This window comes from Pseudomonas sp. S2_H01 (assembly GCF_054668305.1).
Map to the genome: position 1 here is coordinate 3030732 of NZ_CP162756.1, position 26567 is coordinate 3057298.

Annotated in this window: 31 protein-coding genes and 1 pseudogene; 28 read left to right on the top strand and 4 right to left on the bottom strand. The window is 58.0% G+C overall.

The annotated features are described in order from the left end of the window. The first annotated feature begins 11 nt into the window (after positions 1 to 11). The 23 genes from rplV to bfr all read left to right on the top strand — a co-directional run bounded on the left by rplV (position 12) and on the right by bfr (position 11359). Positions 12 to 344 (top strand): 50S ribosomal protein L22, encoded by a 333-nt coding sequence (gene rplV / locus AB4N84_RS13510; RefSeq protein WP_003103908.1) that lies wholly within the window; start codon positions 12 to 14, stop codon positions 342 to 344. A gap of 13 nt (positions 345 to 357) precedes the next feature. Then, positions 358 to 1044 carry a 30S ribosomal protein S3 gene (gene rpsC, locus AB4N84_RS13515; RefSeq protein ID WP_003176422.1) on the top strand — a complete coding sequence of 229 codons (687 nt, stop codon included), beginning with the start codon at positions 358 to 360 and terminating at the stop codon, positions 1042 to 1044. A gap of 12 nt (positions 1045 to 1056) precedes the next feature. Next, the gene (rplP, locus tag AB4N84_RS13520; protein ID WP_019409905.1) at positions 1057 to 1470 is read left to right on the top strand and encodes a 50S ribosomal protein L16; all 414 of its coding nucleotides are present in this window, start codon (positions 1057 to 1059) and stop codon (positions 1468 to 1470) included. After that, positions 1470 to 1661 carry a 50S ribosomal protein L29 gene (rpmC, locus tag AB4N84_RS13525; RefSeq protein ID WP_002555481.1) on the top strand — a complete coding sequence of 64 codons (192 nt, stop codon included), beginning with the start codon at positions 1470 to 1472 and terminating at the stop codon, positions 1659 to 1661. Before rplP ends, rpmC begins: the two co-directional genes overlap by 1 nt. Before the next feature lie 2 nt (positions 1662 to 1663). Further along, positions 1664 to 1930 (top strand): 30S ribosomal protein S17, encoded by a 267-nt coding sequence (gene rpsQ / locus AB4N84_RS13530; RefSeq protein ID WP_003194644.1) that lies wholly within the window; start codon positions 1664 to 1666, stop codon positions 1928 to 1930. 23 nt (positions 1931 to 1953) lie between these two features. Continuing rightward, entirely contained in the window at positions 1954 to 2322 is a 369-nt protein-coding gene (gene rplN / locus AB4N84_RS13535; protein ID WP_002555479.1) for a 50S ribosomal protein L14, read from the top strand. A gap of 11 nt (positions 2323 to 2333) precedes the next feature. Next, complete coding sequence (gene rplX, locus AB4N84_RS13540; RefSeq protein WP_002555478.1) at positions 2334 to 2648, top strand: 50S ribosomal protein L24; 315 nt, start codon at positions 2334 to 2336, stop codon at positions 2646 to 2648. A 20-nt stretch (positions 2649 to 2668) separates the two neighbouring features. Next, on the top strand, positions 2669 to 3208 hold the full coding sequence (rplE, locus tag AB4N84_RS13545; RefSeq protein ID WP_074758962.1) for a 50S ribosomal protein L5: 540 nt from the start codon (positions 2669 to 2671) through the stop codon (positions 3206 to 3208). Positions 3209 to 3221: 13 nt separating this feature from the next. Further along, positions 3222 to 3527 (top strand): 30S ribosomal protein S14, encoded by a 306-nt coding sequence (gene rpsN, locus AB4N84_RS13550; RefSeq protein WP_003228726.1) that lies wholly within the window; start codon positions 3222 to 3224, stop codon positions 3525 to 3527. A gap of 212 nt (positions 3528 to 3739) precedes the next feature. Next, positions 3740 to 4132: a 30S ribosomal protein S8 gene (gene rpsH, locus AB4N84_RS13555; protein ID WP_020290698.1), complete on the top strand. Its 393-nt coding sequence runs from the start codon at positions 3740 to 3742 to the stop codon at positions 4130 to 4132. Between the two features lie 12 nt (positions 4133 to 4144). Then, the gene (gene rplF, locus AB4N84_RS13560) at positions 4145 to 4678 is read left to right on the top strand and encodes a 50S ribosomal protein L6 (RefSeq protein ID WP_074758964.1); all 534 of its coding nucleotides are present in this window, start codon (positions 4145 to 4147) and stop codon (positions 4676 to 4678) included. Between the two features lie 10 nt (positions 4679 to 4688). Beyond that, positions 4689 to 5039: a 50S ribosomal protein L18 gene (gene rplR, locus AB4N84_RS13565; protein ID WP_037017727.1), complete on the top strand. Its 351-nt coding sequence runs from the start codon at positions 4689 to 4691 to the stop codon at positions 5037 to 5039. Between the two features lie 3 nt (positions 5040 to 5042). Beyond that, on the top strand, positions 5043 to 5543 hold the full coding sequence (rpsE, locus tag AB4N84_RS13570; RefSeq protein ID WP_074758966.1) for a 30S ribosomal protein S5: 501 nt from the start codon (positions 5043 to 5045) through the stop codon (positions 5541 to 5543). Between the two features lie 2 nt (positions 5544 to 5545). Continuing rightward, on the top strand, positions 5546 to 5722 hold the full coding sequence (gene rpmD, locus AB4N84_RS13575; RefSeq protein WP_028621547.1) for a 50S ribosomal protein L30: 177 nt from the start codon (positions 5546 to 5548) through the stop codon (positions 5720 to 5722). A 3-nt stretch (positions 5723 to 5725) separates the two neighbouring features. Next, positions 5726 to 6157 carry a 50S ribosomal protein L15 gene (gene rplO / locus AB4N84_RS13580; RefSeq protein ID WP_037017733.1) on the top strand — a complete coding sequence of 144 codons (432 nt, stop codon included), beginning with the start codon at positions 5726 to 5728 and terminating at the stop codon, positions 6155 to 6157. Next, entirely contained in the window at positions 6158 to 7489 is a 1332-nt protein-coding gene (secY, locus tag AB4N84_RS13585) for a preprotein translocase subunit SecY (RefSeq protein WP_062384496.1), read from the top strand. 28 nt (positions 7490 to 7517) lie between these two features. Beyond that, complete coding sequence (gene rpmJ / locus AB4N84_RS13590; RefSeq protein ID WP_002555468.1) at positions 7518 to 7634, top strand: 50S ribosomal protein L36; 117 nt, start codon at positions 7518 to 7520, stop codon at positions 7632 to 7634. A 131-nt stretch (positions 7635 to 7765) separates the two neighbouring features. After that, on the top strand, positions 7766 to 8122 hold the full coding sequence (gene rpsM / locus AB4N84_RS13595; RefSeq protein ID WP_004883692.1) for a 30S ribosomal protein S13: 357 nt from the start codon (positions 7766 to 7768) through the stop codon (positions 8120 to 8122). 30 nt (positions 8123 to 8152) lie between these two features. Next, entirely contained in the window at positions 8153 to 8542 is a 390-nt protein-coding gene (gene rpsK / locus AB4N84_RS13600; protein WP_002555466.1) for a 30S ribosomal protein S11, read from the top strand. Between the two features lie 18 nt (positions 8543 to 8560). Next, the gene (gene rpsD, locus AB4N84_RS13605) at positions 8561 to 9181 is read left to right on the top strand and encodes a 30S ribosomal protein S4 (protein ID WP_037017742.1); all 621 of its coding nucleotides are present in this window, start codon (positions 8561 to 8563) and stop codon (positions 9179 to 9181) included. A gap of 22 nt (positions 9182 to 9203) precedes the next feature. Then, positions 9204 to 10205 (top strand): DNA-directed RNA polymerase subunit alpha, encoded by a 1002-nt coding sequence (locus tag AB4N84_RS13610; protein ID WP_007970428.1) that lies wholly within the window; start codon positions 9204 to 9206, stop codon positions 10203 to 10205. Between the two features lie 42 nt (positions 10206 to 10247). Continuing rightward, entirely contained in the window at positions 10248 to 10634 is a 387-nt protein-coding gene (gene rplQ / locus AB4N84_RS13615; protein ID WP_062384499.1) for a 50S ribosomal protein L17, read from the top strand. Between the two features lie 260 nt (positions 10635 to 10894). After that, the gene (gene bfr, locus AB4N84_RS13620) at positions 10895 to 11359 is read left to right on the top strand and encodes a bacterioferritin (protein ID WP_062384501.1); all 465 of its coding nucleotides are present in this window, start codon (positions 10895 to 10897) and stop codon (positions 11357 to 11359) included. An 86-nt stretch (positions 11360 to 11445) separates the two neighbouring features. On the opposite strand, the gene uvrA is transcribed toward bfr, so the two are convergent. Further along, complete coding sequence (gene uvrA / locus AB4N84_RS13625) at positions 11446 to 14280, bottom strand: excinuclease ABC subunit UvrA (RefSeq protein WP_460046697.1); 2835 nt, start codon at positions 14278 to 14280, stop codon at positions 11446 to 11448. Between the two features lie 188 nt (positions 14281 to 14468). On the opposite strand from uvrA, the gene AB4N84_RS13630 reads away from it, so the two are divergent. Continuing rightward, entirely contained in the window at positions 14469 to 15863 is a 1395-nt protein-coding gene (locus tag AB4N84_RS13630) for an MFS transporter (RefSeq protein WP_074758970.1), read from the top strand. A 9-nt stretch (positions 15864 to 15872) separates the two neighbouring features. Then, complete coding sequence (locus AB4N84_RS13635) at positions 15873 to 16400, top strand: single-stranded DNA-binding protein (protein ID WP_460046699.1); 528 nt, start codon at positions 15873 to 15875, stop codon at positions 16398 to 16400. 118 nt (positions 16401 to 16518) lie between these two features. On the opposite strand, the gene AB4N84_RS13640 is transcribed toward AB4N84_RS13635, so the two are convergent. After that, on the bottom strand, positions 16519 to 16998 hold the full coding sequence (locus AB4N84_RS13640) for a nuclear transport factor 2 family protein (protein WP_074756880.1): 480 nt from the start codon (positions 16996 to 16998) through the stop codon (positions 16519 to 16521). Between the two features lie 62 nt (positions 16999 to 17060). Then, positions 17061 to 17630, bottom strand: coding sequence for a TetR/AcrR family transcriptional regulator (locus AB4N84_RS13645; protein ID WP_460046701.1), 570 nt, complete (start codon positions 17628 to 17630; stop codon positions 17061 to 17063). Between the two features lie 253 nt (positions 17631 to 17883). Here AB4N84_RS13645 and AB4N84_RS13650 point away from each other — a divergent pair. Beyond that, positions 17884 to 19870, top strand: a pseudogene (locus AB4N84_RS13650) (mechanosensitive ion channel family protein); the annotation flags it as partial. 276 nt (positions 19871 to 20146) lie between these two features. Here the strand turns inward: AB4N84_RS13650 and AB4N84_RS13655 are convergent. Then, entirely contained in the window at positions 20147 to 24463 is a 4317-nt protein-coding gene (locus tag AB4N84_RS13655) for a DEAD/DEAH box helicase (protein ID WP_460046702.1), read from the bottom strand. Between the two features lie 258 nt (positions 24464 to 24721). Here AB4N84_RS13655 and AB4N84_RS13660 point away from each other — a divergent pair, with 258 nt between their 5' ends. Beyond that, complete coding sequence (locus tag AB4N84_RS13660) at positions 24722 to 25606, top strand: sugar nucleotide-binding protein (RefSeq protein ID WP_074756886.1); 885 nt, start codon at positions 24722 to 24724, stop codon at positions 25604 to 25606. Continuing rightward, positions 25599 to 26528, top strand: a complete 930-nt coding sequence (locus AB4N84_RS13665; RefSeq protein ID WP_460046704.1) for an NAD-dependent epimerase/dehydratase family protein — start codon at positions 25599 to 25601, stop codon at positions 26526 to 26528. The genes AB4N84_RS13660 and AB4N84_RS13665 overlap by 8 nt, the downstream gene beginning before the upstream one ends. Positions 26529 to 26567 lie beyond the last annotated feature (39 nt).

Genomic DNA, 26567 nt, shown 5'->3' on the forward strand with positions numbered 1-26567 from the left:
GGTAAGGAACGATGGAAGTAGCCGCTAAGTTGTCGGGCGCTCGAATCTCCGCCCAGAAAGCCCGCTTGGTCGCCGACCAGATCCGCGGGAAGAAGGTGGGCGAAGCGCTCAACCTGTTGGCTTTCAGCAGTAAGAAAGCCGCCGAGATCATGAAAAAAGTGCTGGAGTCGGCCGTAGCCAACGCCGAGCATAACGAAGGCGCAGACGTTGATGACCTGAAGGTCTCCACCGTTTTCGTCAACGAAGGGCGTTCGCTGAAGCGCATCATGCCACGTGCCAAAGGCCGTGCTGATCGCATCGTCAAGCGGTCTTGCCATATCACTGTCAAGGTTGCTGACAAGTAACGGAGTCGAAGAGATGGGTCAGAAAGTACATCCCATTGGCATTCGCCTGGGAATCGTCAAGGAGCACACCTCCGTCTGGTACGCAGACGGTCGGACTTATGCGGACTACTTGTTCGCTGATCTGAAGGTGCGTGAGTATCTCCAAGACAAACTAAAAAGCGCGTCCGTAAGCCGTATCGATATCCATCGTCCGGCTCAAACTGCACGTATCACCATCCACACCGCTCGTCCCGGCATCGTGATCGGCAAGAAAGGTGAAGATGTTGAGAAACTGCGTCAGGACCTGACCAAGCAAATGGGTGTGCCTGTGCACATCAATATCGAAGAGATCCGCAAGCCGGAGCTCGACGGTATGCTGGTTGCGCAGAGCGTAGCTCAGCAGCTGGAGCGTCGTGTAATGTTCCGTCGCGCTATGAAGCGCGCAGTACAGAACGCCATGCGCATTGGTGCCAAAGGCATCAAAATCCAAGTGAGCGGTCGTCTCGGCGGTGCTGAAATCGCACGTACTGAATGGTATCGCGAAGGTCGTGTGCCACTGCACACCCTGCGTGCCGACATCGACTATGCCAACTACGAAGCTCACACCACCTACGGTGTGATCGGTGTAAAGGTTTGGATCTTCAAAGGCGAAGTAATCGGTGGTCGCCAAGAAGAGCTGAAGCCACAAGCACCAGCGCCTCGTAAAAAAGCTGCTAAGTAAGGGGTACGCCAAATGTTGCAACCAAAGCGTACGAAGTTCCGCAAGCAGATGACCGGCCACAACCGTGGTCTGGCATTGCGCGGTAGCAAAGTCAGCTTCGGCGAGTATGCGCTGAAGTCTGTTGCTCGTGGTCGTCTCACCGCTCGTCAGATCGAGTCAGCGCGTCGTGCTCTGACCCGTCACGTAAAACGTGGTGGCAAGATCTGGATCCGTGTATTCCCGGACAAGCCTATCTCCAAAAAGCCCCTCGAAGTTCGTATGGGTAAAGGTAAGGGTAACGTCGAATACTGGGTTGCCCAGATTCAGCCAGGCAAAGTCCTGTATGAAATCGAGGGTGTTTCCGAAGAGTTGGCGCGTGAGGCTTTCGCCCTGGCTGCTGCAAAGCTGCCGCTCGCCACCTCCTTTGTTAAGCGGACGGTGATGTGATGAAAGCGAATGAACTTCGTGAAAAATCAGCACAGCAACTGAACGAGCAACTGCTCGGCTTGCTGCGCGACCAGTTCAATCTGCGTATGCAGAAGGCAACTGGCCAGTTGGGGCAGTCTCACCTGCTCTCGCAAGTTAAGCGTGACATCGCTCGCGTGAAGACTGTGCTCAACCAGCAGGCAGGTAAGTAATCATGGCTGAAGCCGAAAAAACCGTCCGTACGCTGACTGGCCGTGTTGTCAGCGACAAGATGGACAAGACCATCACCGTTCTGATCGAGCGTCGCGTTAAGCACCCGATCTACGGTAAATACGTTAAGCGTTCGACTAAGCTGCACGCGCACGACGAAACCAACCAATGCCACATCGGCGACAAGGTCACGATTCGTGAAACTCGTCCGATGGCCAAGACCAAATCTTGGGCGCTGGTTGATGTTCTCGAACGCGCTGTGGAAGTCTAAGGGCTAGGGGTCGGAGAAATTATATGATTCAGACTCAATCCATGCTCGATGTGGCCGATAACAGCGGCGCTCGCCGCGTTATGTGCATCAAGGTGCTTGGTGGCTCTCATCGTCGTTACGCTGGTATCGGTGACATCATCAAAGTAACCGTCAAGGAAGCAATTCCTCGCGGCAAGGTGAAAAAAGGCCAAGTGATGACTGCTGTTGTAGTCCGCACTCGCCACGGTGTTCGTCGTGCAGACGGCTCCATCATCCGCTTCGATGGCAACGCTGCTGTTCTGTTGAACAACAAGCAAGAGCCGATTGGCACCCGTATCTTTGGGCCAGTGACCCGTGAGCTTCGTACTGAGAAGTTCATGAAGATCGTCTCGCTCGCCCCAGAAGTGCTGTAAGGAGATCCGACATGCAAAAGATTCGTCGTGACGACGAGATCATCGTGATCGCCGGCAAAGACAAAGGTAAGCGCGGTAAGGTGCTCAAGGTTCTCGCTGACGACCGTCTGGTCGTTGGTGGGATCAACCTGGTGAAGCGTCATACCAAGCCTAACCCGATGTCGGGCGTACAGGGCGGTATCGTCGAGAAAGAAGCGCCACTGCACGCTTCCAACGTCGCCATTTTCAACGGCGCAACCAACAAGGCTGACCGCGTTGGTTTCAAAGTTGAAGACGGCAAAAAAATTCGTGTCTTCAAGTCGACCCAAAAAGCGGTTGATGCTTGAACACTGCTAGGTAGAAGACCATGGCACGACTGAAAGAGATTTACTGGAAGGAAATCGCACCCAAGCTTAAGGAAGAACTTAAGCTTGCGAACGTGATGGAAGTTCCACGCGTAACAAAGATCACCCTGAACATGGGTCTGGGCGAAGCGATCGGCGACAAGAAAGTCATCGAGCACGCTGTTGCTGACCTGGAAAAGATCACCGGTCAAAAAGTCGTTGTGACTTACGCTCGGAAATCCATCGCTGGCTTTAAAGTCCGTGAAGGTTGGCCGATCGGCGTCAAAGTGACTCTGCGCCGCGATCGTATGTACGAATTCCTGGATCGTCTGTTGTCGATCTCCCTGCCTCGGGTTCGCGACTTCCGCGGCCTGAATGCCAAGTCCTTCGATGGTCGTGGCAACTACAGCATGGGCGTGAAAGAGCAGATCATTTTCCCGGAAATCGACTACGACAAGATCGATGCTCTCCGCGGTCTGGACATTACCCTGACCACCACTGCCAAGAACGATGACGAAGGCCGCGCTCTGCTGCGTGCTTTCAAATTCCCGTTCCGCAACTGATTGGAGTAGGAAAATGGCCAAGAAGAGCATGAAGAACCGTGAGCTGAAGCGTCAGCTCACCGTTGCCAAGTACGCCACCAAGCGTGCAGCACTGAAAGCAATCATCGTAGATCTGAACGCAAGTCCAGAAGCTCGTTGGGAAGCTACCGTCGCGCTGCAGAAGCAACCACGTGACGCAAGCGCTTCGCGCATGCGTAACCGTTGCCGCCTGACTGGTCGTCCGCACGGCGTTTACCGCAAGTTCGGCCTCGGCCGTAACAAGCTGCGTGAAGCTGCAATGCGTGGTGACGTTCCAGGTCTGGTTAAAGCCAGCTGGTAAGTCGTACTTCTCGTTCTGCGCTGATCGGGCTCTCCGGAAACCGACCAGCGTAGGACCTGAATTCGAATCAAGCCCCTTTTGGGGCTTGATTCGTTTCTGGGGTGCGTCTAGAATTGCCGGCTCGCCAGAGCCCGTGTTTTTACGTGGACGAGTTTTTTGGCGACAAGCAGTAGCCGCAAGGCTAATTATTTTGTATTAGGAGCGTCTAGCCCATGAGTATGCAGGACCCGTTAGCGGACATGCTAACTCGTATCCGTAATGCCCAGATGGCTGAAAAGCCCGTCGTAAGCATGCCATCCTCCACTTTGAAGGTGGCTGTAGCTAAAGTCCTGAAAGACGAAGGCTATATTGCGGGTTATCAGATCAGCAGTGAAACAAAGCCCTTGCTGTCTATCGAGCTGAAATACTTCGAAGGCCGTCCGGTCATCGAAGAAGTCAAGCGCGTTAGCCGTCCAGGCCTGCGTCAGTACAAGTCCGTCGATGATCTGCCAAAAGTTCGTGGCGGTCTCGGTGTGTCTATCGTCTCCACCAACAAAGGTGTGATGACGGATCGTGCTGCGCGCGCTGCCGGTGTCGGCGGCGAAGTGCTTTGCACTGTGTTCTAAGGGGGGATAAGCATGTCACGCGTAGCTAAGAACCCCGTTAAGTTGCCAGCAGGCGTCGAAGTCAAACTCGTCGGCCAGCAGCTTTCGGTGAAGGGTGCCAAGGGTACTCTCGACCTGAACATTCACTCGTCCGTTGAAATTGTTGAAGAAGCTGGTGAGCTGCGTTTCGCTGCTCGCAATGGCGATCAACAAACTCGCGCAATGGCCGGTACCACTCGTGCGTTGGTAAACAACATGGTCCAAGGCGTAAGCCAAGGCTTCGAGCGCAAGCTCCAGCTGGTCGGTGTTGGTTACAAAGCGCAAGCAAAAGGCACGGTGCTGAACCTGGCCCTTGGCTTCTCGCACCCAGTGGACTACGAATTGCCAGCAGGCATCACCGCTGAGACCCCCAACCAAACCGATATCTTCATCCGTGGTATCGACAAGCAGTTGGTTGGTCAAGTGGCCGCTGAGATCCGCGACTTCCGCCGTCCAGAGCCATATAAAGGCAAAGGCGTGCGTTACGCGGACGAAGTCGTCCGTCGTAAAGAAGCCAAGAAGAAGTAGGGCATAGCAAATGACCGTCAAAAAAGTTACCCGACTGCGTCGCGCTCGCAAAGCACGCCTGAAAATGCACGAACTAGAAGTCGTGCGTCTCTGCGTGTACCGCTCTTCGCAGCACATTTATGCCCAGGTCATTTCGGCCGACGGCAGCAAAGTCCTGGCGAACGCCTCGACTTTGGACAAAGAACTGCGTGATGGCGCCACTGGCAACATCGACGCGGCCACTAAAGTTGGCCAGCTGATCGCTGAGCGTGCGAAAGCCGCAGGCGTATCGCAAGTGGCTTTTGATCGTTCTGGCTTCAAGTACCACGGTCGCGTCAAGGCGCTGGCTGATGCTGCTCGTGAAGGCGGGCTGGAGTTCTAAGTTATGGCAAATAACGACCAAAAACGCGACGAAGGCTACATCGAGAAGCTGGTTCAGGTTAATCGCGTAGCAAAAACCGTAAAAGGCGGCCGTATCTTCACTTTCACCGCGTTGACCGTGGTTGGTGATGGTAAGGGCCGTGTTGGCTTCGGCCGTGGCAAGTCACGTGAAGTGCCTGCTGCCATCCAGAAGGCAATGGAAGCTGCTCGCCGCAACATGATCCAGGTTGATCTGAACGGCACCACTCTGCAGTACGCCATGAAGTCCGCCCACGGCGCTTCGAAGGTTTACATGCAGCCTGCTTCTGACGGTACTGGCATCATCGCCGGCGGCGCAATGCGTGCTGTCCTGGAAGTTGCTGGTGTCCAGAACGTTCTGGCCAAATGCTACGGTTCGACCAACCCAGTCAACGTTGTTCACGCGACGTTCAAAGGTTTGAAGGCCATGCAGTCTCCTGAGTCCATCGCTGCCAAACGCGGCCTGAACGTGCAGGAGATCATCTGATCATGGCTACCGTAAAAGTTACTTTGATCAAAAGCATGACCGGCCGTATCCCTAACCACAAACTGTGCGTTAAGGGTCTGGGTCTGCGTCGCATCGGTCACACTGTAGAAGTCGTTGATACCCCGGAAAACCGTGGAATGATCAACAAGGCTTACTACATGCTGCGAGTCGAGGGTTAATCGATGAAACTCAATGATCTGAGTCCAGCGCCGGGTTCCCGTCGCGAGAAGCATCGTCCGGGCCGTGGTATCGGTAGCGGTTTGGGTAAGACCGGTGGCCGCGGCCACAAAGGTCAGACCTCCCGCTCCGGTGGCACCATTGCTCCGGGCTTCGAAGGCGGCCAACAGCCGTTGCACCGTCGTCTGCCTAAGTTCGGCTTCGTCTCTTTGAAAGCTATGGATCGTGCAGAAGTTCGCACCTCCGAGCTGGCTAAAGTTGAAGGCGTCGTAACTGTGCAGTCCCTGAAGGATGCCAACGTGATCAACCAAAACGTACAGCGCGTGAAAATCATGCTGTCCGGTGAGGTTACTCGCGCGGTCACCCTCAAAGGTATCGCAGCCACCAAAGGTGCGCGTGCGGCTATCGAAGCAGCTGGCGGCAAGTTCGAGGAATAAATGGCTAAGCAAGGTGCTCTCTCAGCGCTCAGCAAAAGCGGCGGGTTGTCCGAGCTCTGGGCTCGACTGCGTTTCCTGTTCCTGGCGATTATCGTCTACCGGATCGGTGCGCATATCCCAGTTCCAGGTATCAACCCTGACCGGCTGGCGGACCTGTTTCGACAGAATGAGGGGACCATTCTTAGCTTGTTCAACATGTTTTCCGGTGGTGCGCTGGAGCGCATGAGCATTTTTGCACTGGGGATCATGCCGTACATCTCGGCATCGATCATCATGCAGCTCATGACCGCTGTCAGCCCACAGCTGGAGCAGTTGAAGAAGGAAGGTGAGGCTGGTCGTCGTAAGATCAGCCAATACACCCGCTATGGCACCGTCGTCCTGGCACTGGTTCAAGCTATTGGCATGTCCATTGGTTTGGCCGGTCAGGGCGTTGCTTTCTCTGCAGATATCGGCTTCCACTTCGTGGCGGTCACCACCTTTGTGGCTGGTGCGCTGTTCATGATGTGGCTGGGCGAGCAGATCACTGAGCGCGGTGTTGGTAACGGTATCTCGATGTTGATTTTTTCGGGTATCGTCGCCGGTCTTCCGAGAGCGATCGGGCAGTCTTTCGAGTCTGCACGTCAGGGTGATATCAACATTTTCGCTTTGGTCGCCATCGGTTTGCTGGCAGTAGCGATTATCGGTTTCGTGGTGTTCATTGAGCGTGGTCAGCGTCGTATCGCTGTTCACTACGCCAAGCGTCAGCAGGGCCGTAAGGTCTTCGCTGCGCAGACCAGCCACCTGCCGCTGAAAGTGAACATGGCGGGTGTTATTCCAGCCATTTTCGCAAGCAGCATCTTGCTGTTTCCGGCTTCGTTGGGTGCCTGGTTCGGTCAGTCTGAAGGTATGGGCTGGTTGCAGGACATCTCACAGTCGATCGCTCCTGGTCAGCCGTTGAATATTCTGCTGTTTAGTGCAGGGATTATTTTCTTCTGCTTCTTCTATACGGCGTTGATGTTCAATCCGAAAGACGTAGCGGAAAACCTGAAGAAGTCCGGTGCCTTTATTCCGGGCATTCGTCCTGGTGAGCAGTCGGCGCGCTATATTGATGGCGTTCTGACCCGTCTGACCATGTTCGGTGCTCTATATATGATGGCCGTGTGCTTGCTGCCCCAGTTCCTGGTGGTTGCTGCAAACGTGCCGTTCTACCTTGGCGGGACCTCGTTGCTGATCGTGGTCGTGGTTGTGATGGACTTCATGTCCCAAGTGCAATCTCACCTCGTTTCGCACCAGTATGAATCCCTGATGAAGAAAGCCAACCTGAAGGGCTACGGCAGCGGCATGCTGCGCTGAAGCACCCATAAGGTTCGAGGAGTTGGTGATGAAAGTTCGTGCATCGGTGAAAAAGCTGTGCCGTAACTGCAAGATTATTCGCCGCGAAGGTGTTGTTCGAGTAATTTGCAGCGCGGAACCACGTCACAAGCAGCGCCAAGGCTGAGTGTGATCTGTGCTAAAAGCCCAGCAGCTAGTGCGCTGCTGGGTTGATTATTTGTTATTACAGCGATATTATCTCGCGCCCTATTTCTTGGCTTCCGGGGCGTAGGTAGCTGTCAATTGGAGTCCCACTGAATGGCCCGTATTGCAGGCGTTAACATTCCAGATAACAAGCATACTGTTATCTCGCTGACCTACATCTATGGTGTTGGTCGCACGACTGCACAGAAAATCTGTGCTACCACCGGGGTTAACCCGGCGGCAAAGATCAAAGATCTGAGCGACGAGCAGATTGAACAGCTGCGTGGCGAAGTCGCGAAGTTCACCACTGAAGGTGACCTGCGTCGCGAAATCAACATGAAAATCAAGCGCTTGATGGACCTCGGTTGCTATCGCGGTCTGCGTCATCGTCGTGGTCTTCCAGTACGCGGTCAGCGTACCAAGACTAACGCGCGTACCCGTAAAGGTCCGCGTAAGCCGATCCGCAAGTAATCGCCCCAGCGAATCGACAGGAATTAAATCATGGCAAAACCTGCTGCTCGTCCTCGTAAAAAAGTTAAAAAGACAGTGGTTGATGGCATCGCCCACATCCATGCATCTTTTAACAACACCATCGTGACCATTACCGACCGTCAAGGTAACGCTCTTTCCTGGGCTACCTCCGGTGGTTCGGGTTTCCGCGGTTCCCGCAAGTCCACCCCGTTCGCTGCTCAAGTAGCTGCTGAGCGTGCTGGTCAAGCTGCGCTGGAATACGGCCTGAAAAACCTCGACGTTAACGTCAAGGGTCCAGGTCCAGGTCGTGAATCTGCAGTTCGTGCTTTGAACGGCTGTGGCTACAAGATCGCCAGCATCACCGACGTGACGCCAATCCCGCACAACGGGTGCCGTCCGCCGAAGAAGCGCCGCGTGTAATCCAGGAGATTGTAAAGAATGGCTCGTTACATTGGTCCAAAATGCAAACTCGCTCGTCGCGAAGGCACCGATCTCTTTCTGAAGAGCGGCGTGCGCGCGATCGAATCGAAGTGCAACATCGAAGCTGCACCAGGTATCCACGGTCAGCGCCGCGGTCGCCAATCCGACTACGGTACCCAGCTGCGTGAAAAGCAGAAAGTCCGTCGTATCTATGGCGTTCTCGAGCGTCAGTTCAGCGGTTACTACAAAGAAGCTGCCGGCAAGAAAGGCGCTACTGGCGAGAACCTGCTGCAACTGCTCGAATGCCGTCTGGACAACGTCGTATACCGTATGGGCTTCGGTTCTACTCGTGCCGAATCGCGTCAACTGGTATCGCACAAGTCGGTTAGCGTAAACGGCAAAACCGTTAACGTTCCGTCCTACCAGGTTCGTGCTGGTGACGTAGTCGCTATTCGCGAAAAAGCGAAAAACCAACTGCGTATCGTCCAGGCTCTCGATCTGTGTGCCCAACGTGGCCGCGTAGAATGGGTAGAAGTAGACACTGAGAAGAAATCTGGCGTTTTCAAAAGCGTTCCAGCTCGCAGTGATCTGTCCGCCGACATCAACGAAAGCCTGATTGTCGAGCTCTACTCCAAGTAAGGGCTAGAAAATAGGTGCATCCATGCAGATTTCGGTAAATGAGTTCCTGACACCCCGCCACATTGATGTGCAGGTTGTCAGTCCAACCCGCGCCAAAATCACACTCGAGCCTCTCGAGCGTGGTTTCGGCCATACCCTGGGCAACGCGCTGCGCCGCATCCTGTTGTCCTCCATGCCCGGCTGTGCAGTAGTCGAGGCCGAGATTGACGGTGTACTCCACGAGTACAGCGCCATCGAAGGTGTACAGGAAGATGTCATTGAAATCCTGTTGAACCTTAAAGGTCTGGCTATCAAGCTGCACGGTCGAGACGAAGTTACGCTGACCTTGTCGAAGAAGGGTTCGGGGGTGGTTACCGCTGCCGATATTCAGCTGGATCATGATGTCGAGATCGTTAACCCCGATCACGTAATCGCTAACCTGGCGTCTAACGGCGCCCTGAACATGAAGCTCGTTGTAGCTCGTGGTCGCGGTTATGAACCAGCAGACTCGCGTCAGAGCGACGAAGACGAAAGCCGCAGCATCGGTCGCTTGCAGCTTGACTCCTCGTTCAGCCCGGTTCGTCGTATCGCATACGTGGTGGAAAACGCCCGTGTCGAACAACGTACTAACCTGGACAAACTGGTTATTGATCTGGAAACCAACGGTACTCTGGATCCTGAAGAGGCAATCCGTCGCGCTGCAACCATTCTGCAACAGCAGTTGGCTGCGTTCGTCGACCTCAAAGGTGACAGTGAGCCAGTGGTAGTCGAACAGGAAGACGAGATCGATCCGATCCTGCTTCGTCCGGTTGACGATTTGGAACTGACCGTACGTTCGGCCAACTGCCTTAAGGCGGAGAACATTTACTACATCGGCGACCTGATTCAGCGCACCGAAGTAGAACTGTTGAAGACTCCGAACCTGGGCAAGAAATCCTTGACCGAAATCAAGGACGTTCTGGCTTCTCGTGGTCTCTCCCTCGGCATGCGCCTCGACAACTGGCCGCCTGCAAGTCTTAAGAAGGACGACAAGGCGACTGCCTGATCGTCGTAATCACCGAACGTTGTGTTTGGTAAGGAATGAACCATGCGTCATCGTAAAAGTGGACGTCACCTGAGCCGTACCAGCTCTCACCGCAAGGCCATGTTCCAGAACATGGCGGTGTCGCTGTTCGAGCACGAGCTGATCAAAACTACCCTGCCGAAAGCCAAGGAACTGCGCCGCGTTGCCGAGCCGCTGATCACCCTGGCCAAGGTTGATAGCGTCGCCAACCGTCGTCTGGCATTTGACCGCACCCGTTCGAAAGAAATGGTCGGTAAGCTGTTCAACGATTTGGGCAAGCGTTATGCAACTCGTGAGGGTGGTTACCTGCGCATCCTCAAGTGCGGTTTCCGCGCTGGCGACAACGCGCCAATGGCGTACGTCGAACTGGTTGATCGTCCTGTCGGCGGCTCTGTAGAAGCTGCTGAATAAGACGTCACTCGTTACAAAGAACCGGGCCTAGTGCCCGGTTTTTTGTTTTTCGCATTTGACGAAATACAACGCGTTATCAGTTACTTTGCGCAACTATTGCGCTAAGTCTAAGTGATAAACGGAACTCTCCTCATTTAGCCGCGTTTTCAGCACCAAATGTCAGAAATTCACGGTATTTCTTCGTTTTTCTGCCTTTGATCGAGTGACCTGTCCGTGATGTTGGTTCAAACTATCGACTTTCACGAAGGAGATTCACGGCGATGCAAGGCCACCCGGACGTCATCGATTACCTCAACACGCTGCTGACCGGCGAATTGGCTGCGCGCGATCAATACTTCATCCATTCCCGGATGTATGAGGATTGGGGTTTCAGTAAGCTGTACGAGCGTATCAATCACGAGATGGAAGAAGAGGCACAGCACGCTGATGCGTTGATGCGCCGGATTCTGATGCTTGAAGGTACGCCGCGCATGCGCCCGGACGATCTTGACGTCGGCACCACGGTGCCTGAGATGCTCGCCAGTGACCTTCGTCTCGAATATAAGGTTCGTGCTGCGCTGTGCAAGGGCATCGCGCTCTGTGAGCAACACAAGGACTACGTCAGTCGTGACATCCTGCGTGTCCAGCTCGCTGACACCGAAGAGGACCACACCTACTGGCTCGAAAAGCAGATGGGTCTGATCAAGTCCATTGGTTTGGAGAACTACCTGCAATCGCAGTTCTGACGCCTACCCAAAAAAAGCCCCTGTCGTGATCTTCACGGCAGGGGCTTTTTAGTTGGTGTTGCGCTTTACTGATTACGCGCGATCACTTACGCGCGATCACGTTCGAGCAACGGCTTCAGGTAGTGGCCCGTGTAGGATTGCTTCATCTGCGCCACTTGCTCTGGTGTCCCTGTCGCGATGATCTGGCCACCTTTGGAGCCGCCTTCCGGCCCAAGGTCTACCAGCCAGTCAGCGGTCTTGATCACGTCCAGGTTGTGCTCGATCACCACCACAGTGTTGCCGTGGTCGCGCAGGCGATGCAACACGTCTAGAAGCTGCTGGATATCGGCGAAATGCAAACCTGTGGTCGGCTCATCGAGGATATACAGCGTCTTTCCTGTGTCGCGTTTGGAGAGCTCTCGGGAGAGCTTAACCCGTTGTGCTTCGCCGCCTGACAGTGTGGTCGCTGATTGGCCGAGCTTGATGTAGGAAAGCCCCACGTCCATCAAGGTTTGCAATTTGCGCGCGAGGGCAGGCACGGCATCAAAGAAAGCTCGCGCTTCTTCAATGGTCATCTCCAGCACCTCGTGGATGCTCTTGCCCTTGTATTTGATCTCCAGAGTTTCCCGGTTGTAGCGTTTGCTCTTGCACACATCGCACGGAACGTAGATGTCAGGCAGGAAGTGCATCTCTACCTTGATCAGCCCGTCGCCCTGGCACGCTTCACAACGCCCGCCTTTAACGTTGAATGAAAAACGCCCGGGGCCGTAACCGCGTGAGCGCGACTCGGGCACACCGGCGAACAGTTCACGGATGGGTGTGAACAGGCCGGTGTAGGTCGCCGGGTTGGAGCGCGGCGTGCGGCCAATCGGGCTCTGGTCGATGTCGACGACTTTGTCCAGGTGCTGCAGCCCGTCGATGCTGTCGTGCGTCGCGGCTTCCAGCGTTGTCGCGCCGTTCAGCGCCGTGGCGCTGAGCGGGAACAGCGTATTGTTGATCAGCGTCGATTTGCCTGAACCCGACACCCCGGTCACACAGGTCAGCAGGCCAATCGGGATTTCCAGATCGACGTTGCGCAGGTTGTTGCCGCGAGCACCCTTGAGTTTTACAGACAGTTTCTTGTTGCGCGGCGTCCGCTTGGCAGGCACTTCGATCTTTACGCGCCCCGAAAGGTATTTGCCCGTCAGCGAGTCTGGATGCGCCATGACATCCTGTGGCGTCCCCTCGGCGACGATGTGACCGCCGTGCACGCCAGCGCCCGGGCCGATGTCCACCACGTAGTCGGCCAGCCGGATAGCGTCTTCGTCATGTTCAACGACAATCACGGTGTTGCCGATGTCGCGCAGGTGGCGAAGGGTGTCCAGGAGTCGGTCGTTGTCACGCTGGTGCAACCCAATGGACGGCTCGTCCAGAATGTACATGACACCGACCAGGCCCGCGCCGATCTGACTGGCCAGACGGATGCGCTGAGCCTCGCCGCCCGAGAGCGTGTCAGCACTGCGATCCAGCGTCAGGTAATCCAGCCCCACGTTGACCAGGAACTGCAAACGCTCGCGGATCTCCTTGAGAATCTTGTCGGCGATTTCGCCGCGACGCCCGGTGAGCTTCAATCCGCCGAAATAATCGGTGGCGTCGCCGATCGGGAGGTTGGTCACGGCAGGCAGCGTTTTCTCACCGACCCAGACATGTCGCGCCTCGCGACGCAGGCGCGTACCGCGGCAGTCCGGGCAGGGCTGGGTGCTGAGAAACTTGGCGAGTTCCTCGCGCACGGTCGCAGATTCTGTCTCGCGATAACGGCGCTCGAGGTTCGGGACGATCCCTTCGAACGGGTGTGCGCGTTTAACGATGTCGCCACGGTCGTTCAGGTAACGGAAATCGACGTTCTGGGAGCCGCTGCCATTGAGCAGGATTTTCTGCTGATCTGCAGGCAATTCCTTGAACGGCACTTCCAGGCTGAAGCCATAGTGCTTCGCCAATGAGCCGAGCATCTGGAAGTAATAAACGTTGCGCCGGTCCCAGCCACGAATGGCACCTTCGGCGAGCGTCAGTTCGGCATTGACCAGCCGCTTGATGTCGAAGAATTGCCTCACGCCCAGACCGTCGCAGGTCGGACACGCACCGGCAGGGTTGTTGAACGAGAAGAGCTTGGGTTCCAGTTCACTGATCGCGTGGCCACAGATCGGGCAGGCAAAGCGGGCGGAGAAGATCATCTCTTCACCGGGCTCGTCATCCATCGGCGCAACCAGGGCGATGCCGTCGGCCAGCTTCAGTGCGGTCTCGAAGGATTCGGCCAGACGCTGTTGCAGGTCGGCACGCACCTTGAAGCGGTCGACCACCACGTCAATGGAATGCTTCTTCTGTTTGTCGAGCTTCGGCAACTCATCGAGCTCGCACAGCTTGCCGTTGACCCGTGCGCGCACGAAACCCTGGGCGCGCAGTTCTTCGAACACGGCAAGGTGTTCACCTTTACGCTCACGCACCACCGGCGCCAGGAGCATCAGCTTGCTGCCTTCAGGCTCCGCGAGTACCAGGTCGACCATCTGGCTGACCGTCTGCGCTTCCAGGGGAATATCATGGTCCGGGCAACGCGGCTGTCCGACGCGCGCATACAACAAACGCAAATAGTCGTAGATCTCGGTGATGGTGCCGACGGTCGAACGCGGGTTGTGCGATGTCGATTTCTGTTCGATGGAGATCGCAGGCGAAAGGCCTTCGATCGTATCGACGTCAGGTTTTTCCATCATTGAAAGGAACTGACGCGCATAGGCTGACAGCGATTCGACATAGCGACGCTGACCTTCGGCATACAGCGTGTCGAATGCCAGCGATGACTTGCCTGAACCGGATAGACCGGTAATCACGATCAGCTTGTCGCGTGGCAGGGTCAGGTCGATGTTTTTCAGGTTGTGGGTTCGAGCCCCACGAATCAGGATCTTGTCCAAAGTGGCCTCGCACGGCGGGCGTCAAAACGAAGGAGTATACGGCGAAATACTGGATGGATGCACACTATCGGCTTGCGCGTCGCCAGGCATGGGAAAAAGAAAATTCCTGCGATGCGCGGCAAAGCGTCGTATGTGCTGTACATCGATGGGACTGGTAGAATCGCCGCCGGTTCACATGAGGTTCTTCCATGCACGATTCTCACAGCGAGCGCATGAGTGGCAGCGAAACCCGCGCGGCGGGCGGTCTGGCCCTGGTCTTCGCGTTCCGTATGCTCGGCATGTTCATGGTTCTGCCGGTCCTCGCGACCTACGGCATGGATCTGGCTGGCGCGAGCCCGGCACTCATTGGTCTCGCTATTGGCGCATACGGCCTGACGCAAGCGGTGCTGCAAATCCCCTTCGGGATTATTTCCGACCGCATCGGTCGTCGTCCGGTCATTTATCTGGGGTTGGTGGTGTTCGCCCTCGGGAGTGTTCTGGCCGCCCAGTCGACCTCCATCTGGGGCGTGATCGCCGGTCGTATTCTGCAAGGGGCCGGCGCAATTTCCGCCGCAGTCATGGCGCTGTTGTCTGACCTGACCCGCGAGCAACATCGCACCAAGGCAATGGCCATGATCGGCATGACCATCGGCGTCTCGTTTGCCATTGCGATGGTGATCGGACCGATCCTGACCAGCGCGTTTGGTCTGTCGGGATTGTTCCTGGCCACAGGCGCGATGGCGCTCATCGGTATTGTGATTGTTGCGTTCGTCGTCCCCAAATCGACGGTGACGCTGCAGCATCGCGAGTCTGGCCTTGCGAAGCAGGCACTTGGCGCGACCCTCCGCCATCCGGACTTGTTGCGCCTTGATTTAGGTATCTTCGCGTTGCACGCGATGCTGATGTCCAGTTTCGTTGCATTGCCGTTGGCGCTGGTCCAGAAAGCCGGTTTGCCCAAGGAGCAGCACTGGTGGGTCTACCTGACTGCACTGCTGATTTCCTTCTTTGCCATGATCCCTTTCATCATTTACGGCGAGAAGAAGCGTCAGATGAAGCGGGTTTTGCTCGGCGCCGTCCTGGTTCTGATGCTCACTGAGCTATTCTTCTGGGAGTTCGGCGACACGCTTCGGGCGCTGGTCATTGGCACGGTGGTGTTCTTCACCGCGTTCAATCTGCTGGAAGCCTCGCTTCCGTCGCTGATCAGCAAGGTGTCTCCGGCCGGTGGCAAAGGCACGGCGATGGGAATTTATTCCACCAGCCAGTTCCTCGGTTCGGCCGCTGGCGGCATCCTCGGCGGGTGGTTGTTTCAGCACGGAGGGCTGGGCGTGGTGTTCCTTGGCGGTGCCGGTCTGGCCGCCATTTGGCTCGCGTTTGCTGTTACCATGCGCGAACCTCCGTACGTGACCAGCCTTCGCTTGCCGTTGTCGCCCGAGGCTCAACGCGACACAGGCCTGGCCGATCGCGTGTTGGCCGTACGTGGAGTAACAGATGCAGTAGTGGTCGCCGACGAGGCTGCCATCTATATCAAATTTGACAAAGAACTGTTGGATCGGGCGTCTTTCGACGAAGTGGTCAATCCAGCGTCGGAAACGTGTGAAGCCTAGGAGAACGTTATGGCCCGTGGGGTTAACAAAGTCATATTGGTCGGCACATGTGGCCAGGATCCCGAAGTTCGCTACATGCCTAACGGTAATGCTGTGACCAATCTGAGTCTGGCAACTAGCGAGCAATGGACCGACAAGCAAACCGGTCAGAAAGTCGAAAAGACCGAATGGCACCGCGTTTCGATGTTCGGCAAGGTCGCAGAGATCGCCGGCGAGTACCTGCGTAAAGGTTCGCAGGTCTACATTGAAGGCAAGCTGCAAACCCGCGAGTGGGAAAAAGACGGCATCAAGCGTTACACCACCGAAATCATCGTCGACATGCAGGGCACCATGCAGCTGTTGGGCGGCCGTCCGCAAGGCGAAGGCGCTCCACAGGGCCAAAGCGGTGGCGGCTATCAGAATTCCGCACCTCGTCCACAGCAACAATCGCGTCCGCAGGCAGCTCCTCAACCACAACGCGAATCACGTCCAGCTCCGCAACAGGCGCCACAACCAGCACCTGATTTCGACAGCTTCGACGACGATATCCCGTTCTGATCCAAATGGATCGATTGCGATAACCGTTCGAATAAAAAGCCCCCGGACAGCTCAGCTGCCGGGGGCTTTTTGTTGGGCCTGAATCCTGTGCGTTTCAGGTGTAAAGACCCGAAGCCTGTTACAGCCCCAGGTCCGACAATCCTGGATGATCGTCAGGACGACGGCCCAGCGGCCAGTGGAATTTGCGCTCGGATTCCTTGATCGGCATGTCATTGATGCAGGCGAAACGGTTGGCCATCAGGCCGTCTTCGTTGAATTCCCAGTTTTCGTTTCCGTATGAGCGGTACCAGTTGCCTGAGTCGTCATGCCATTCGTAGGCGTAACGGACGGCAATGCGGTTGTCGGTGAAGGCCCACAGCTCTTTGATCAAGCGGTAATCCAGCTCTTTCTTCCACTTGCGAGTCAGAAAGCCCTTGGCTTCTTCACGGTTGATCGCGAACTCAGCGCGGTTGCGCCATTTGGTGTCGAGCGTATAGGCCAACGAGACTTTTTCCGGGTCACGGCTGTTCCAGCCATCTTCGGCCAGGCGGACCTTTTCGATGGCCGATTCGCGGGTGAAAGGGGGAAGTGGCGGGCGAGTTTGTGCAGTGGACGACATAGCGAAGCCTCCAGACAATGATGAGTTCGGCGTTGGGTGAAGCGTTCTTGAAGCTCAGGCCGCTAGGACGAGGCCTGTTTGAGCAACAGCTGCGCAACGTCCTTTGCGCTGTCGGCGGCGCTGAAGTCCCCCATGACGCGGGCCATGGTGATGGCGCCTTCCATCAGAATCAGCAACTGTTTGGCCAGCGCTGACGGTTGCTCGACATTCAGCTGCTCGCACAACTCAAGCGTGTAGTCGAACAACTTCTGTTTATGCAGTTTGGCGATCAAACGAATTGGATCGTTCGGATCGCCAATCTCGCCGGCGGTGTTGATAAAGGCACAGCCGTGAAATCCTTCGGACTCGAACCAGCCTTTGAGCACGGCGAACATATTGAGAATGCGCGCATCGGCGGTTTCAGCCTTGTCCGACTCCGTCCTGAACCACGTCATCCAGCGGACGTCGCGCGCATTCAGCGCTGCCGCGGCCACTTCGTCTTTGGTTGCGAAGTAACGGTAGATACTTTTTCTCGCGACGCCAGACGTTTTCACCAGCAGATCCATGCCGGTGGCGTGAATACCGTTCTGGTAGATCAGTTGCTCGGCGGTCGTGAGAATCTTTTCGCGTGTTTCGATCAGAGGTGCGTTCATGTGATTCAAGGTAGAACGATCGTTCTCCATGGTCAAGTGGCTTTTTGAAAAATCGTTGATTCCGTTGGTCGGTGTCGCTGTTTGCAGATGAAGGATTTACCTGGGTGCCGAACTTGGAGGGCGAATGTGGATCAGTTTCAGTGGGCCTTGATTCCGCCGTCCCTCATGACGCCAAGGAGTGACCAGCGTTTTGTTAAATTTCAAACCCGTCCTGCTGATGTGCCTGATGCTTGGCGTTGGCAGTTTCAACGTGATGGCTGCCGACGCGTCTGCCGCAAGCGCTGCACAGTCCTCGGCACCCGCCGATCCCGCTCCGGCCGCAGAGCCTGCCCAACCGGAAATTCTGGTGAAGGGCGGATTGCTCGGTGCAATCAGCTCCAGCATCGACAGCGTGCAGGACAAGCTGGATCTGGACGGAAATCTATTAGACTCCTGGCGCCTGCGTGCAGACCGTGCTGCGGATGAGCTCGATACGCTCGTCAACAAGCCGTTGGCGCGTTCGCCGTGGAGCATCATCAGCGACTTTCTGATTTTGTCAGTGGTGTGGATCGCGGCATTTTTGCTGCTCAATCGCATCGCGACGTTCATTGTGGGCCGCGTCTCTCGGCGGCGCCTGCTGATCAAGCGGGAGCGGGTCAAGGGCGTGCTGAGCTACGTTCTGCCTTTCACGATTCCGGCGGTGATCTGTCTGCCGCTGACGCTGTATGTCAGCCACTTCATGTCACCCTCGATCGGCCGTGCGCTGGCGTTATGTCTGGCGTATTCGACCAGCAGCGGCATCTTTTCCACCTCAATATTGATGTCCGTCATCGTGCTTTTCAATTCGGGGCACAAGCGCACTGCGGTGCGCGTCATACGCGGCTACGCACCGCATCCGTTGTTCGTCATCGGCTTCCTCGCCGCCTTGAGTGACGCCCTGACCAGTCCGCAGATTTCCCGTCAGTTTGGCGGTAACGTCACCACCAGCGTTGCGGCCTTTACCGGGTTGATGGCCTCGGTGATGTTCTGCATCGTGGTGATCAGGATGCGCAGGCCTGTGGCGCATCTGATTCGTAACCGGTCACTGAGCGCTCGTCTGGCACGGCCGGCGTTGCAACAGACGCTGAAGATTTTTTCGAGCCTCTGGCATTTGCCGATTCTGCTGATGATTCTGGTCTCGGCCGTCAACCTGATCGGCGCAGGCGAGGACAGTCAGGAAGCACTTCGGTGCGCGTTGCTGACCACCGTTTTGCTCATCGGCACGGTGTTCCTCAGCACGTTGTTTCAGCACATGTTCAAACCCGCCGAAGTTCACACCGGACGCGTCTATAAAGAGCGGCTGCTGAGTCTGCTGCATGCAGTGCTACGCATCGCGCTGGCGGTAGGATTTATCGAATTGCTGGGCAGGATCTGGGGTTTTTCGCTGTTCGAATTCGCCCAGCGCAATGCGTTGGGCAAGGTCATCAGCGACTCGCTCAGCAGCATCGGGCTGATTTTCCTGGTCACGTGGTTGCTGTGGGTGGTCATGGACACCGCGATTCAGGAGGCCCTCAAGCCGCCGACCAGCAACCGCTCTTCGCGCCAGCCCAGCACGCGCGTGAAAACCATCCTTCCCCTGCTGCGCAACGCGATCAAAATTATCCTGGTGGTGATCTGCACCATCACCACAATGGCCAATCTGGGCATCAATGTCGCGCCTTTGCTGGCGGGTGCCGGGGTGGTCGGTCTGGCGATCGGTTTCGGTTCCCAGCAACTGGTTCAGGACGTGATCACCGGGCTGTTCATCATTATCGAGGACACCATTTCCATCGGCGACTGGGTGGTGCTGGACTCCGGTCACGCCGGTACGGTCGAGAGCCTGACGATTCGCACGTTGCGCCTGCGTGACGGCAAAGGCTTCGTGCATTCGGTGCCGTTTGGCCAGATCAAGGCGGTGACGAATCAGTCGCGCCAGTTCGCGTACGCGTTCTTCTCGTTCCAGTTCACGTACGATTCGGACGTCGATTCCGCGACATCGCTGATTCGCGAGGCGGGGCAGGCGATCAGCGATGACTTTCTGCTGGCGAGCAAGCTGCAAGGGCCGCTGGAGGTGTTCGGCCTGGATCGCATGGACATGAACGGGATCGTGATCACTGCACAGTTCCGGACGTCGTCAGGCGGGCAGTATGCGGTGAGTCGCGCGTTCAACGACAAACTCAAGCGCCTTGTGGATAAGTCGACGGATGTGCGTTTCGCGCAAACTTATCCACAACTGATCATGAGTCCGCATAACGGACAGATGCTGCCGATGGAGGAGGGCGATGAGCAGCAGCCGTTGCCGGGCAAGGCCTCGGTGGTGAACAAGGATGGGTCGGAAAGTCCGGCGTAGCGGCAGAAACGTGAGCGGTGCCGGGCTTGGTGCGGGCCGTGTTCGGACGAATGCGGCGGGTGAGCAGCATCATCGGTGAATGACAGACCGCGTTCGCGGCCCTCGTAACCTCGGACTGCTCCTACAGGAAGCACATCTATCTCACGAGCGCGTCAGCGGCATAGCGGCCTCATCGGAACAACCGGTCGCGGACCTGCAGCATCATTCCGGCATCCAGCTCGCCCCAGTACTGCGGTTTGCCTGCGATGATCGCGGCGATAGGGACGCCGTCGCGGTACACCAGTCGGTTGCCGACCACCGCTGCCACTTTCGCGCCGGGGAGCAACGTCCCGGCGAGATTCAGCGGGTCGACACCGCTGACGCCAATCAGGCTGCCGTCCAGCGGGCGTTTGCGCACGTCCCGCAGCACAGGGATCGCCTCGGGCAGCGCAAATTGCTCACCGGCCAGACCTGCAACGAAGCGCCCGCCCCGAATCTCGCCACGTGCTTCCAGTCGATGAAACGTCCTGAGCAGCTCACGCCAACTGGGGAGCCAGTCGGCTTCACGCTCCAGCAATCGCCAGAAAACCACGCCATAGCGGCGTAGTAGCGTCATGGCGATGTGCTCAAGCGTGTCATTGTCGAGTCGTTGTTGTGGTGCAGATGATGCCTTGGCCGGGGCGCGACGCAGCAACGCCCAGCGTCCGGCATCGTCCATTCCGCCGATAAATGCACCACGATTGCGTCGGCTGGTGTGCGCCGCGCGCTTGCTGGCGGGCGTGACCAGTGCCCGCAGTCCGGCGAAACTGTCGGCGTTTACCAAGCCTGCGCCAACCAATTCCTGCAGCGCGTTCTCAAGCTCTGTGCGCAACAGATGCGCCTCGGAAGTCAGTTCGTCGAAGAACATCGCGCCGTGGTTCGACAGCACTTCATAAACCCTCTGCGCGCGCAACGACAGTTCGGTCGGCGCGGGCTGCTCGGTCAGACCGCTCCACAACCGCACCTGTGGGCGCGGCAGCAGCACAATCGGCGTACTGCGCAATGCAGCGCTGCCGATCTTGTTGCGACTGGTCAGACGCATCCACACCACCTTGCCGGACCGACACAGGTCATCCAGCCAGCTCTGGGAATAATCCTTCAAGCGGGCCGGAAGAATCTCGCTGTCCCAAGCGCCTGCTGCTGCAGAATACCCTTCGAGCTGATCGACCACCTCGGGCAGCGCAGCCTTGCCCTGGCTCTGGGTCGCTGCGGAGAGGTGCTGCCAGTCGAACAAAAACCGCATGAAATCCTGCAACGAAACAGGCTCGATTTCCCGCCTCAGGCGTTTGACCGTGTAGCGATGAATGCGCGACAGCAAATGCCGCTCGCACCACTGTTCCTCGCTGACGCCGGGGCTGAAGCGTCCACGCAGCAGATAGCCTTCGTTTTCCAGTTGCGCCAGCGCCTGAGTGACGTTGCCCGGCGACAAGGCCAACGGTTCGGCGATGGCGGACAACACCATCGGCCCGAACCCGCTCAGGCGCGCGCGAACGATCTCGACGCGGGCATCGTCCTCGCTCCACGCTTCATCGAATCCTGCCAACGCCGCCAGCGGCGGGTGCATTTCGGCCGTGGGGTACAGCGCTTGCAGACAGGTCAGCCGCTCCAGCGCAATCCACAGTGCTTGATCGGGCGTGACTTGCAGGCGAGTCGCGCGACCAGAGCGGGCCAGGCTTTCCAGCCATTTCATCCAGTCGCGTTGATCCCGGGCTTCCGCGCCGCTCACACAACCCAGGCTCATCAAGGCTTCGTGCATCTCGTCCAGGTTTTGGGGCTGCGGCCAGGCTTCTTCGCTGACCGCGACAATCGCGTCGGCGTCGAGCGCGCCCAGATCGTCGGCAGACTCCGGGTCGCTCCAGCGTCGATTGAGGACGGCTTGGGTGCGTCGTTCTTCCAGAGGCGCGTCGTCCAGAAACGCGTAGGGCTTGGCGTTGAGAATTTCGGCCGCGAGTGGCGAGGGGGCGGGGAGGTCACGACTGATCAGCCGCACGTCACCTTTTTCCATGCGGCGCAGCAAAGACAGCCAGCCTTCAGCGTCCATGGCTTCATGCAGGCAGTCGTCGAGGGTTTGCTCAACCAGCGGATGCTCTGGAACTTCACGCTCGCCGACCAGGTTTTCCAGGCAGGCGATCTGATCGGGAAACACCGTGGCGATCAGGTCCTCGCTCTTCATGCGCTGCAATTGTGGTGCGACTTTGCGACCGCCCGCATAACGGGGCAAGGCCAGCGCGACCCCGGCGTTCCAGCGCCAGCGCACGCCAAACAAGGGTGCCTCGAGCACGGCCTGAATCAACAGGTGCTCGGCGGTGTTTGAATGGAGGTAGCACCAGACGTCGTCCAGCGCAAAGCTGTGGGTGGTGGAAAGCGACAGCACGATGGCGTCTTCGCTGGCGGCGGCCTGCAATTCGAAATTGAATGTGCGACAGAAGCGTTTGCGCAGCGCCAACCCCCAGGCTCGGTTAATCCGGCTGCCGAAGGGCGTATGGATGACCAATTGGGTGCCGCCGGACTCATCGAAGAAGCGCTCCATCACCAGCGTGTCCTGGGACGGCAAGGCGCCGAGCGCCGAGTGGGCGCGGGCGAGGTAATCGACGATCTGTTCGGCGCTGGCGGCGTCCAGCCCGAGCGTACTCATCAACCAGTCGCTGCACGGTCTTAGGTTGCCGGGATGCGCCGCGAGCTGCTGGTCGATGTCGGCCTGCAGGCGCGCGACGGCAAAAGAAAGCTCGTTGCTGCGCCCGGGCGCTTCACCCAGCCAGAACGGAATATTGGGTGGCACACCTTGGGCGTCCTCGACCCGCACGCGACCGGCTTCGATGCGCAGGATCCGGTAAGACGTGTTGCCGAGCTGAAAGATATCGCCAGCGATGCTTTCGACGGCGAAGTCCTCGTTGACCGTGCCGATGTTCAGCGCCTGCGGCTCAAGGATCACGCTGTAATCGGCATTGTCCGGAATCGTCCCGCCGCTGGTGACCGCGGTCAGCTTGCTGCCGCGTCGCCCCCGCAACGTGCGGGTCACGGCGTCGCGATGCAGGTAAGCCGCGCGCACGCCCTGACGACCGCTGTAGCCTTCGGCGAGCATGCCCAGCAGCGCCTGATAATGGCCCTCGTCGACCTCTGCGTAGGGCGATGCCTGGCGGAACATCGCCAGCAGCGCTTGCTCTTCCCATTCCCGGCAGCTGACCTCGGCAATGATTTGCTGCGCCAGCACATCCAGTGGCGCCTTGGGAATCTGCAGGATGTCGAGCTCGCCACGCCGCACGCAATCGAGCAGGGCGGCGCACTCAATCAGGTCATCGCGAGAAACGGCAAACAACCGGCCTTTTGGCGTGCCGCCGACCTGATGCCCGGAACGTCCTACGCGTTGAAGGAATGAAGCGATGGAACGCGGCGAACTGATCTGACAGACAAGATCGACATCGCCGATGTCGATCCCCAGTTCCAGCGACGCGGTCGCAATCAACACCTGCAGATCGCCACGCTTGAGCCGTTGTTCGGCATCCAGGCGCTGCTCCTTGGCGAGGCTGCCGTGGTGCGCGGCGACGGCTTCCTTGCCGAGACGATCGCTCAAATGGCGGGCCATGCGTTCGGCCAGGCGCCGCGTATTAACGAAGATCAATGTGGTGCGATGCTCGCGCGCCAGGTCGGCGAGGCGGTCGTAAACCAGCTGCCAGACATCGTTGGCCATCACGGCGGTCAGCGGCACGGGAGGTACTTCGATGGCCAGATCGCGAGGGCGCGCGTGGCCGATGTCGACGATGGCGCAGGGGCGTGTGACCGCATCGCTGCCGACCAGAAAGCGTGAGACGCGCTCGATGGGTTTCTGGGTGGCCGACAGTCCGATGCGCAGCAGTGGCTTTTCACAGAGCGCCTGCAAGCGCTCAAGGCTCAATGCCAGGTGGCTGCCGCGCTTGCTGGCCGCGATGGCGTGAATCTCATCAATGATCACGGTTTGCGTGTTCGACAGCATGCGGCGTCCGGAATCCGAGCCCAGCAGCACGTACAGCGATTCGGGCGTGGTCACCAGAATGTGCGGCGCGGTCTTGCGCATGGCCGTGCGTTCTTTCTGCTGGGTGTCGCCGGTGCGCACGGCGGTGCTGATGCGCAGCTCGGGAAGGCCCTGACCCATGAGCTGTTCAGTGATGCCGGCCAGCGGATTTTGCAGGTTGATCTGGATGTCGTTGGACAGCGCCTTGAGGGGCGAGACATAGACCACGAAGGTTTGGTCCGGCAACTGTCCGCCGGCTTCCAGGCCCTGGTGAACCAGATCGTCGATCACTGCCAGGAACGCCGTCAGGGTTTTGCCCGAGCCGGTGGGCGCTGCGATCAGTGTGGACTGCCGCCGTTTTATCAACGGCCACGCTTGGGCCTGGGCCGCCGTGACGGCCGGAAATGTGGCGCGAAACCAGGCACTGACGGCAGGGTGGAAGGCGTCGAGCACGGGGTCAGAAGCATGGGATACATTCATGGGTGAATTTATGCGGGCGCTGGCGGGCGGATGCAAGGGCCGGTGATCGGGGACGGCTCAAGGGCGGTTTTTACAGGAGCGCGCTTGCCCGCGATTGCGCGAGATCAGTCGCCTCGATGTCGGCTGACATTTCCTCATCGCGGGCAGGCGCGCTCCTACAATGGGCATCGACTGCCACCTGTTGGGACTTATCCACCGACGTGTTATGTTTGCGAGCGTTTTTCACCTATTTTTTCTAAGACTGAGCCTGCTGACTCTATGCGAATGCGCCTTATGCTGTTGGGCGGCGGGAATGCCCTTGGGCAGGCGTTGATTCGTCTGGGTGCCGAGGAGGACATTGGATTCCTCGCACCGCGTCCACCGCAAGACGGTTGGGATGCGGCAAGCCTGACGCAACTGCTCGATGACACCCGCCCGGATGCCTTGATCAACCTTGCTTATTACTTCGACTGGTTTCAGGCGGGGAGCGTAAGTGCAGAGAGGTTGAACACCCAGGAACGCTCGGTAGAGCGTCTTGCCGAGCTGTGCCAGCACCACAACATCGTTCTGGTTCAACCTTCCAGTTATCGCGTGTTCGATGGCTCGCGGGCGACCGCCTACAGCGAGAAAGACGAACCCGTGCCACTGGGGTCGCGTGGCCAGGCGCTCTGGCGTATCGAACAAAGCGTGCGTGCGACCTGCCCGCAACATGTGCTGTTGCGCTTCGGCTGGTTGCTCGACGACAGTGCCGACGGTGTGCTGGGGCGGTTTCTGACCCGCGCCGAATCGCCCGATGAGTTGCTTCTGGCCGATGACCGTCGCGGCAATCCGACGCCAGTGGATGATGCGGCGCGCGTGATCATTTCGGTGCTCAAGCAGCTGGATTGCGCAGCGCCGCTGTGGGGCACGTATCACTACGCTGGCCACGAGGCGACCACGCCGCTGGCGCTCGGTCAGGCCATCCTCACCGAGGCACGCCTGATGCGTCCTCTGGCGATCGAGGCACCGACCGCTCAGGCCCACGCCGCGAGCCCGGATGTCGCCGAAGAGCCGCAGAACGCCGTGCTGGCCTGCAAGAAAATCCTTCACACCTTTGGTATCAAGCCTCGCGCATGGCGTGCCGGTTTGCCCAGCTTATTGGACCGCTACTACCGTCATGTCTGATGCTCCTGTCCTCATCACCGGCGGCGCCGGTTTCATTGGCTCGCACCTGGTCGACGCCTTGCTCGCCAAGGGGTACGCGGTGCGCGTGCTCGACGATCTGTCCACCGGCAAGCGCAGCAATCTGCCGCTGGACAATCCTCGGGTCGAGCTGATCGAAGGTGACGTTGCCGATGCTGCATTGGTCGCGCGCGCCGCAGCAGGGTGTCAGGCCGTTGCGCATCTGGCGGCGGTGGCCTCTGTGCAGGCGTCGGTGGACGATCCGGTGAGAACCCATCAGAGCAATTTCATCGGCACGTTGAACGTCTGCGAGGCCATGCGCCAGGCCGGTATCAAGCGCGTGGTGTTTGCCTCGAGCGCAGCGGTGTACGGCAATAATGGCGAAGGCGAAGCCATCACCGAAGACACGCCTAAAGCCCCGCTGACGCCGTACGCGTCAGACAAGCTGGCCAGCGAACACTATTTCGACTTCTACCGTCGTCAGCATGGTCTTGAGCCTGTCGTGTTTCGCTTCTTCAATATCTTCGGGCCACGGCAGGACCCATCCTCGCCGTACTCGGGCGTGATCAGCATCTTCGCTGAGCGGGCCGAGAAAGGCGTGCCTATTTCAGTGTTTGGTGACGGCGAGCAGACGCGAGACTTTTTCTACGTCGAAGACCTGGTCGATCTCGTGGTGCAGGGTTTCGAACTGCATGAAGTGGCAGAGGGTGCGGTCAACGTGGGCTTGAATGCGACCACCTCGCTGAATGAGCTGCTGGCGGCGTTTGAGCAGGTGGTGGGCAGTCTTCCGCCGGTGACCTACCTGGCCGCGCGGTCAGGTGACATCAAGCACTCTCGCGCCAACAATGAGCGTCTGCTGCAGCGCTTCAAGGTGCCGACGCCGACGCCGCTGAAGGTCGGGCTGGCGCGTTTGATGGGGCACTAAACGACTGCAGGAGCGCGCCTGCCCGCGATCGGGACAACG

What these genes read in the sequence shown, in the direction of transcription:
- rplV (WP_003103908.1), top strand. Translation starts at nt 12, where the DNA reads ATGGAAGTAGCCGCTAAGTTGTCGGGCGCTCGAATCTCCGCCCAGAAA.
- rpsC (WP_003176422.1), top strand. Translation starts at nt 358, where the DNA reads ATGGGTCAGAAAGTACATCCCATTGGCATTCGCCTGGGAATCGTCAAG.
- rplP (WP_019409905.1), top strand. Translation starts at nt 1,057, where the DNA reads ATGTTGCAACCAAAGCGTACGAAGTTCCGCAAGCAGATGACCGGCCAC.
- rpmC (WP_002555481.1), top strand. Translation starts at nt 1,470, where the DNA reads ATGAAAGCGAATGAACTTCGTGAAAAATCAGCACAGCAACTGAACGAG.
- rpsQ (WP_003194644.1), top strand. Translation starts at nt 1,664, where the DNA reads ATGGCTGAAGCCGAAAAAACCGTCCGTACGCTGACTGGCCGTGTTGTC.
- rplN (WP_002555479.1), top strand. Translation starts at nt 1,954, where the DNA reads ATGATTCAGACTCAATCCATGCTCGATGTGGCCGATAACAGCGGCGCT.
- rplX (WP_002555478.1), top strand. Translation starts at nt 2,334, where the DNA reads ATGCAAAAGATTCGTCGTGACGACGAGATCATCGTGATCGCCGGCAAA.
- rplE (WP_074758962.1), top strand. Translation starts at nt 2,669, where the DNA reads ATGGCACGACTGAAAGAGATTTACTGGAAGGAAATCGCACCCAAGCTT.
- rpsN (WP_003228726.1), top strand. Translation starts at nt 3,222, where the DNA reads ATGGCCAAGAAGAGCATGAAGAACCGTGAGCTGAAGCGTCAGCTCACC.
- rpsH (WP_020290698.1), top strand. Translation starts at nt 3,740, where the DNA reads ATGAGTATGCAGGACCCGTTAGCGGACATGCTAACTCGTATCCGTAAT.
- rplF (WP_074758964.1), top strand. Translation starts at nt 4,145, where the DNA reads ATGTCACGCGTAGCTAAGAACCCCGTTAAGTTGCCAGCAGGCGTCGAA.
- rplR (WP_037017727.1), top strand. Translation starts at nt 4,689, where the DNA reads ATGACCGTCAAAAAAGTTACCCGACTGCGTCGCGCTCGCAAAGCACGC.
- rpsE (WP_074758966.1), top strand. Translation starts at nt 5,043, where the DNA reads ATGGCAAATAACGACCAAAAACGCGACGAAGGCTACATCGAGAAGCTG.
- rpmD (WP_028621547.1), top strand. Translation starts at nt 5,546, where the DNA reads ATGGCTACCGTAAAAGTTACTTTGATCAAAAGCATGACCGGCCGTATC.
- rplO (WP_037017733.1), top strand. Translation starts at nt 5,726, where the DNA reads ATGAAACTCAATGATCTGAGTCCAGCGCCGGGTTCCCGTCGCGAGAAG.
- secY (WP_062384496.1), top strand. Translation starts at nt 6,158, where the DNA reads ATGGCTAAGCAAGGTGCTCTCTCAGCGCTCAGCAAAAGCGGCGGGTTG.
- rpmJ (WP_002555468.1), top strand. Translation starts at nt 7,518, where the DNA reads ATGAAAGTTCGTGCATCGGTGAAAAAGCTGTGCCGTAACTGCAAGATT.
- rpsM (WP_004883692.1), top strand. Translation starts at nt 7,766, where the DNA reads ATGGCCCGTATTGCAGGCGTTAACATTCCAGATAACAAGCATACTGTT.
- rpsK (WP_002555466.1), top strand. Translation starts at nt 8,153, where the DNA reads ATGGCAAAACCTGCTGCTCGTCCTCGTAAAAAAGTTAAAAAGACAGTG.
- rpsD (WP_037017742.1), top strand. Translation starts at nt 8,561, where the DNA reads ATGGCTCGTTACATTGGTCCAAAATGCAAACTCGCTCGTCGCGAAGGC.
- AB4N84_RS13610 (WP_007970428.1), top strand. Translation starts at nt 9,204, where the DNA reads ATGCAGATTTCGGTAAATGAGTTCCTGACACCCCGCCACATTGATGTG.
- rplQ (WP_062384499.1), top strand. Translation starts at nt 10,248, where the DNA reads ATGCGTCATCGTAAAAGTGGACGTCACCTGAGCCGTACCAGCTCTCAC.
- bfr (WP_062384501.1), top strand. Translation starts at nt 10,895, where the DNA reads ATGCAAGGCCACCCGGACGTCATCGATTACCTCAACACGCTGCTGACC.
- AB4N84_RS13630 (WP_074758970.1), top strand. Translation starts at nt 14,469, where the DNA reads ATGCACGATTCTCACAGCGAGCGCATGAGTGGCAGCGAAACCCGCGCG.
- AB4N84_RS13635 (WP_460046699.1), top strand. Translation starts at nt 15,873, where the DNA reads ATGGCCCGTGGGGTTAACAAAGTCATATTGGTCGGCACATGTGGCCAG.
- AB4N84_RS13640 (WP_074756880.1), bottom strand. Translation starts at nt 16,998, where the DNA reads ATGTCGTCCACTGCACAAACTCGCCCGCCACTTCCCCCTTTCACCCGC.
- AB4N84_RS13645 (WP_460046701.1), bottom strand. Translation starts at nt 17,630, where the DNA reads ATGAACGCACCTCTGATCGAAACACGCGAAAAGATTCTCACGACCGCC.
- AB4N84_RS13655 (WP_460046702.1), bottom strand. Translation starts at nt 24,463, where the DNA reads ATGAATGTATCCCATGCTTCTGACCCCGTGCTCGACGCCTTCCACCCT.
- AB4N84_RS13660 (WP_074756886.1), top strand. Translation starts at nt 24,722, where the DNA reads ATGCGAATGCGCCTTATGCTGTTGGGCGGCGGGAATGCCCTTGGGCAG.
- AB4N84_RS13665 (WP_460046704.1), top strand. Translation starts at nt 25,599, where the DNA reads ATGTCTGATGCTCCTGTCCTCATCACCGGCGGCGCCGGTTTCATTGGC.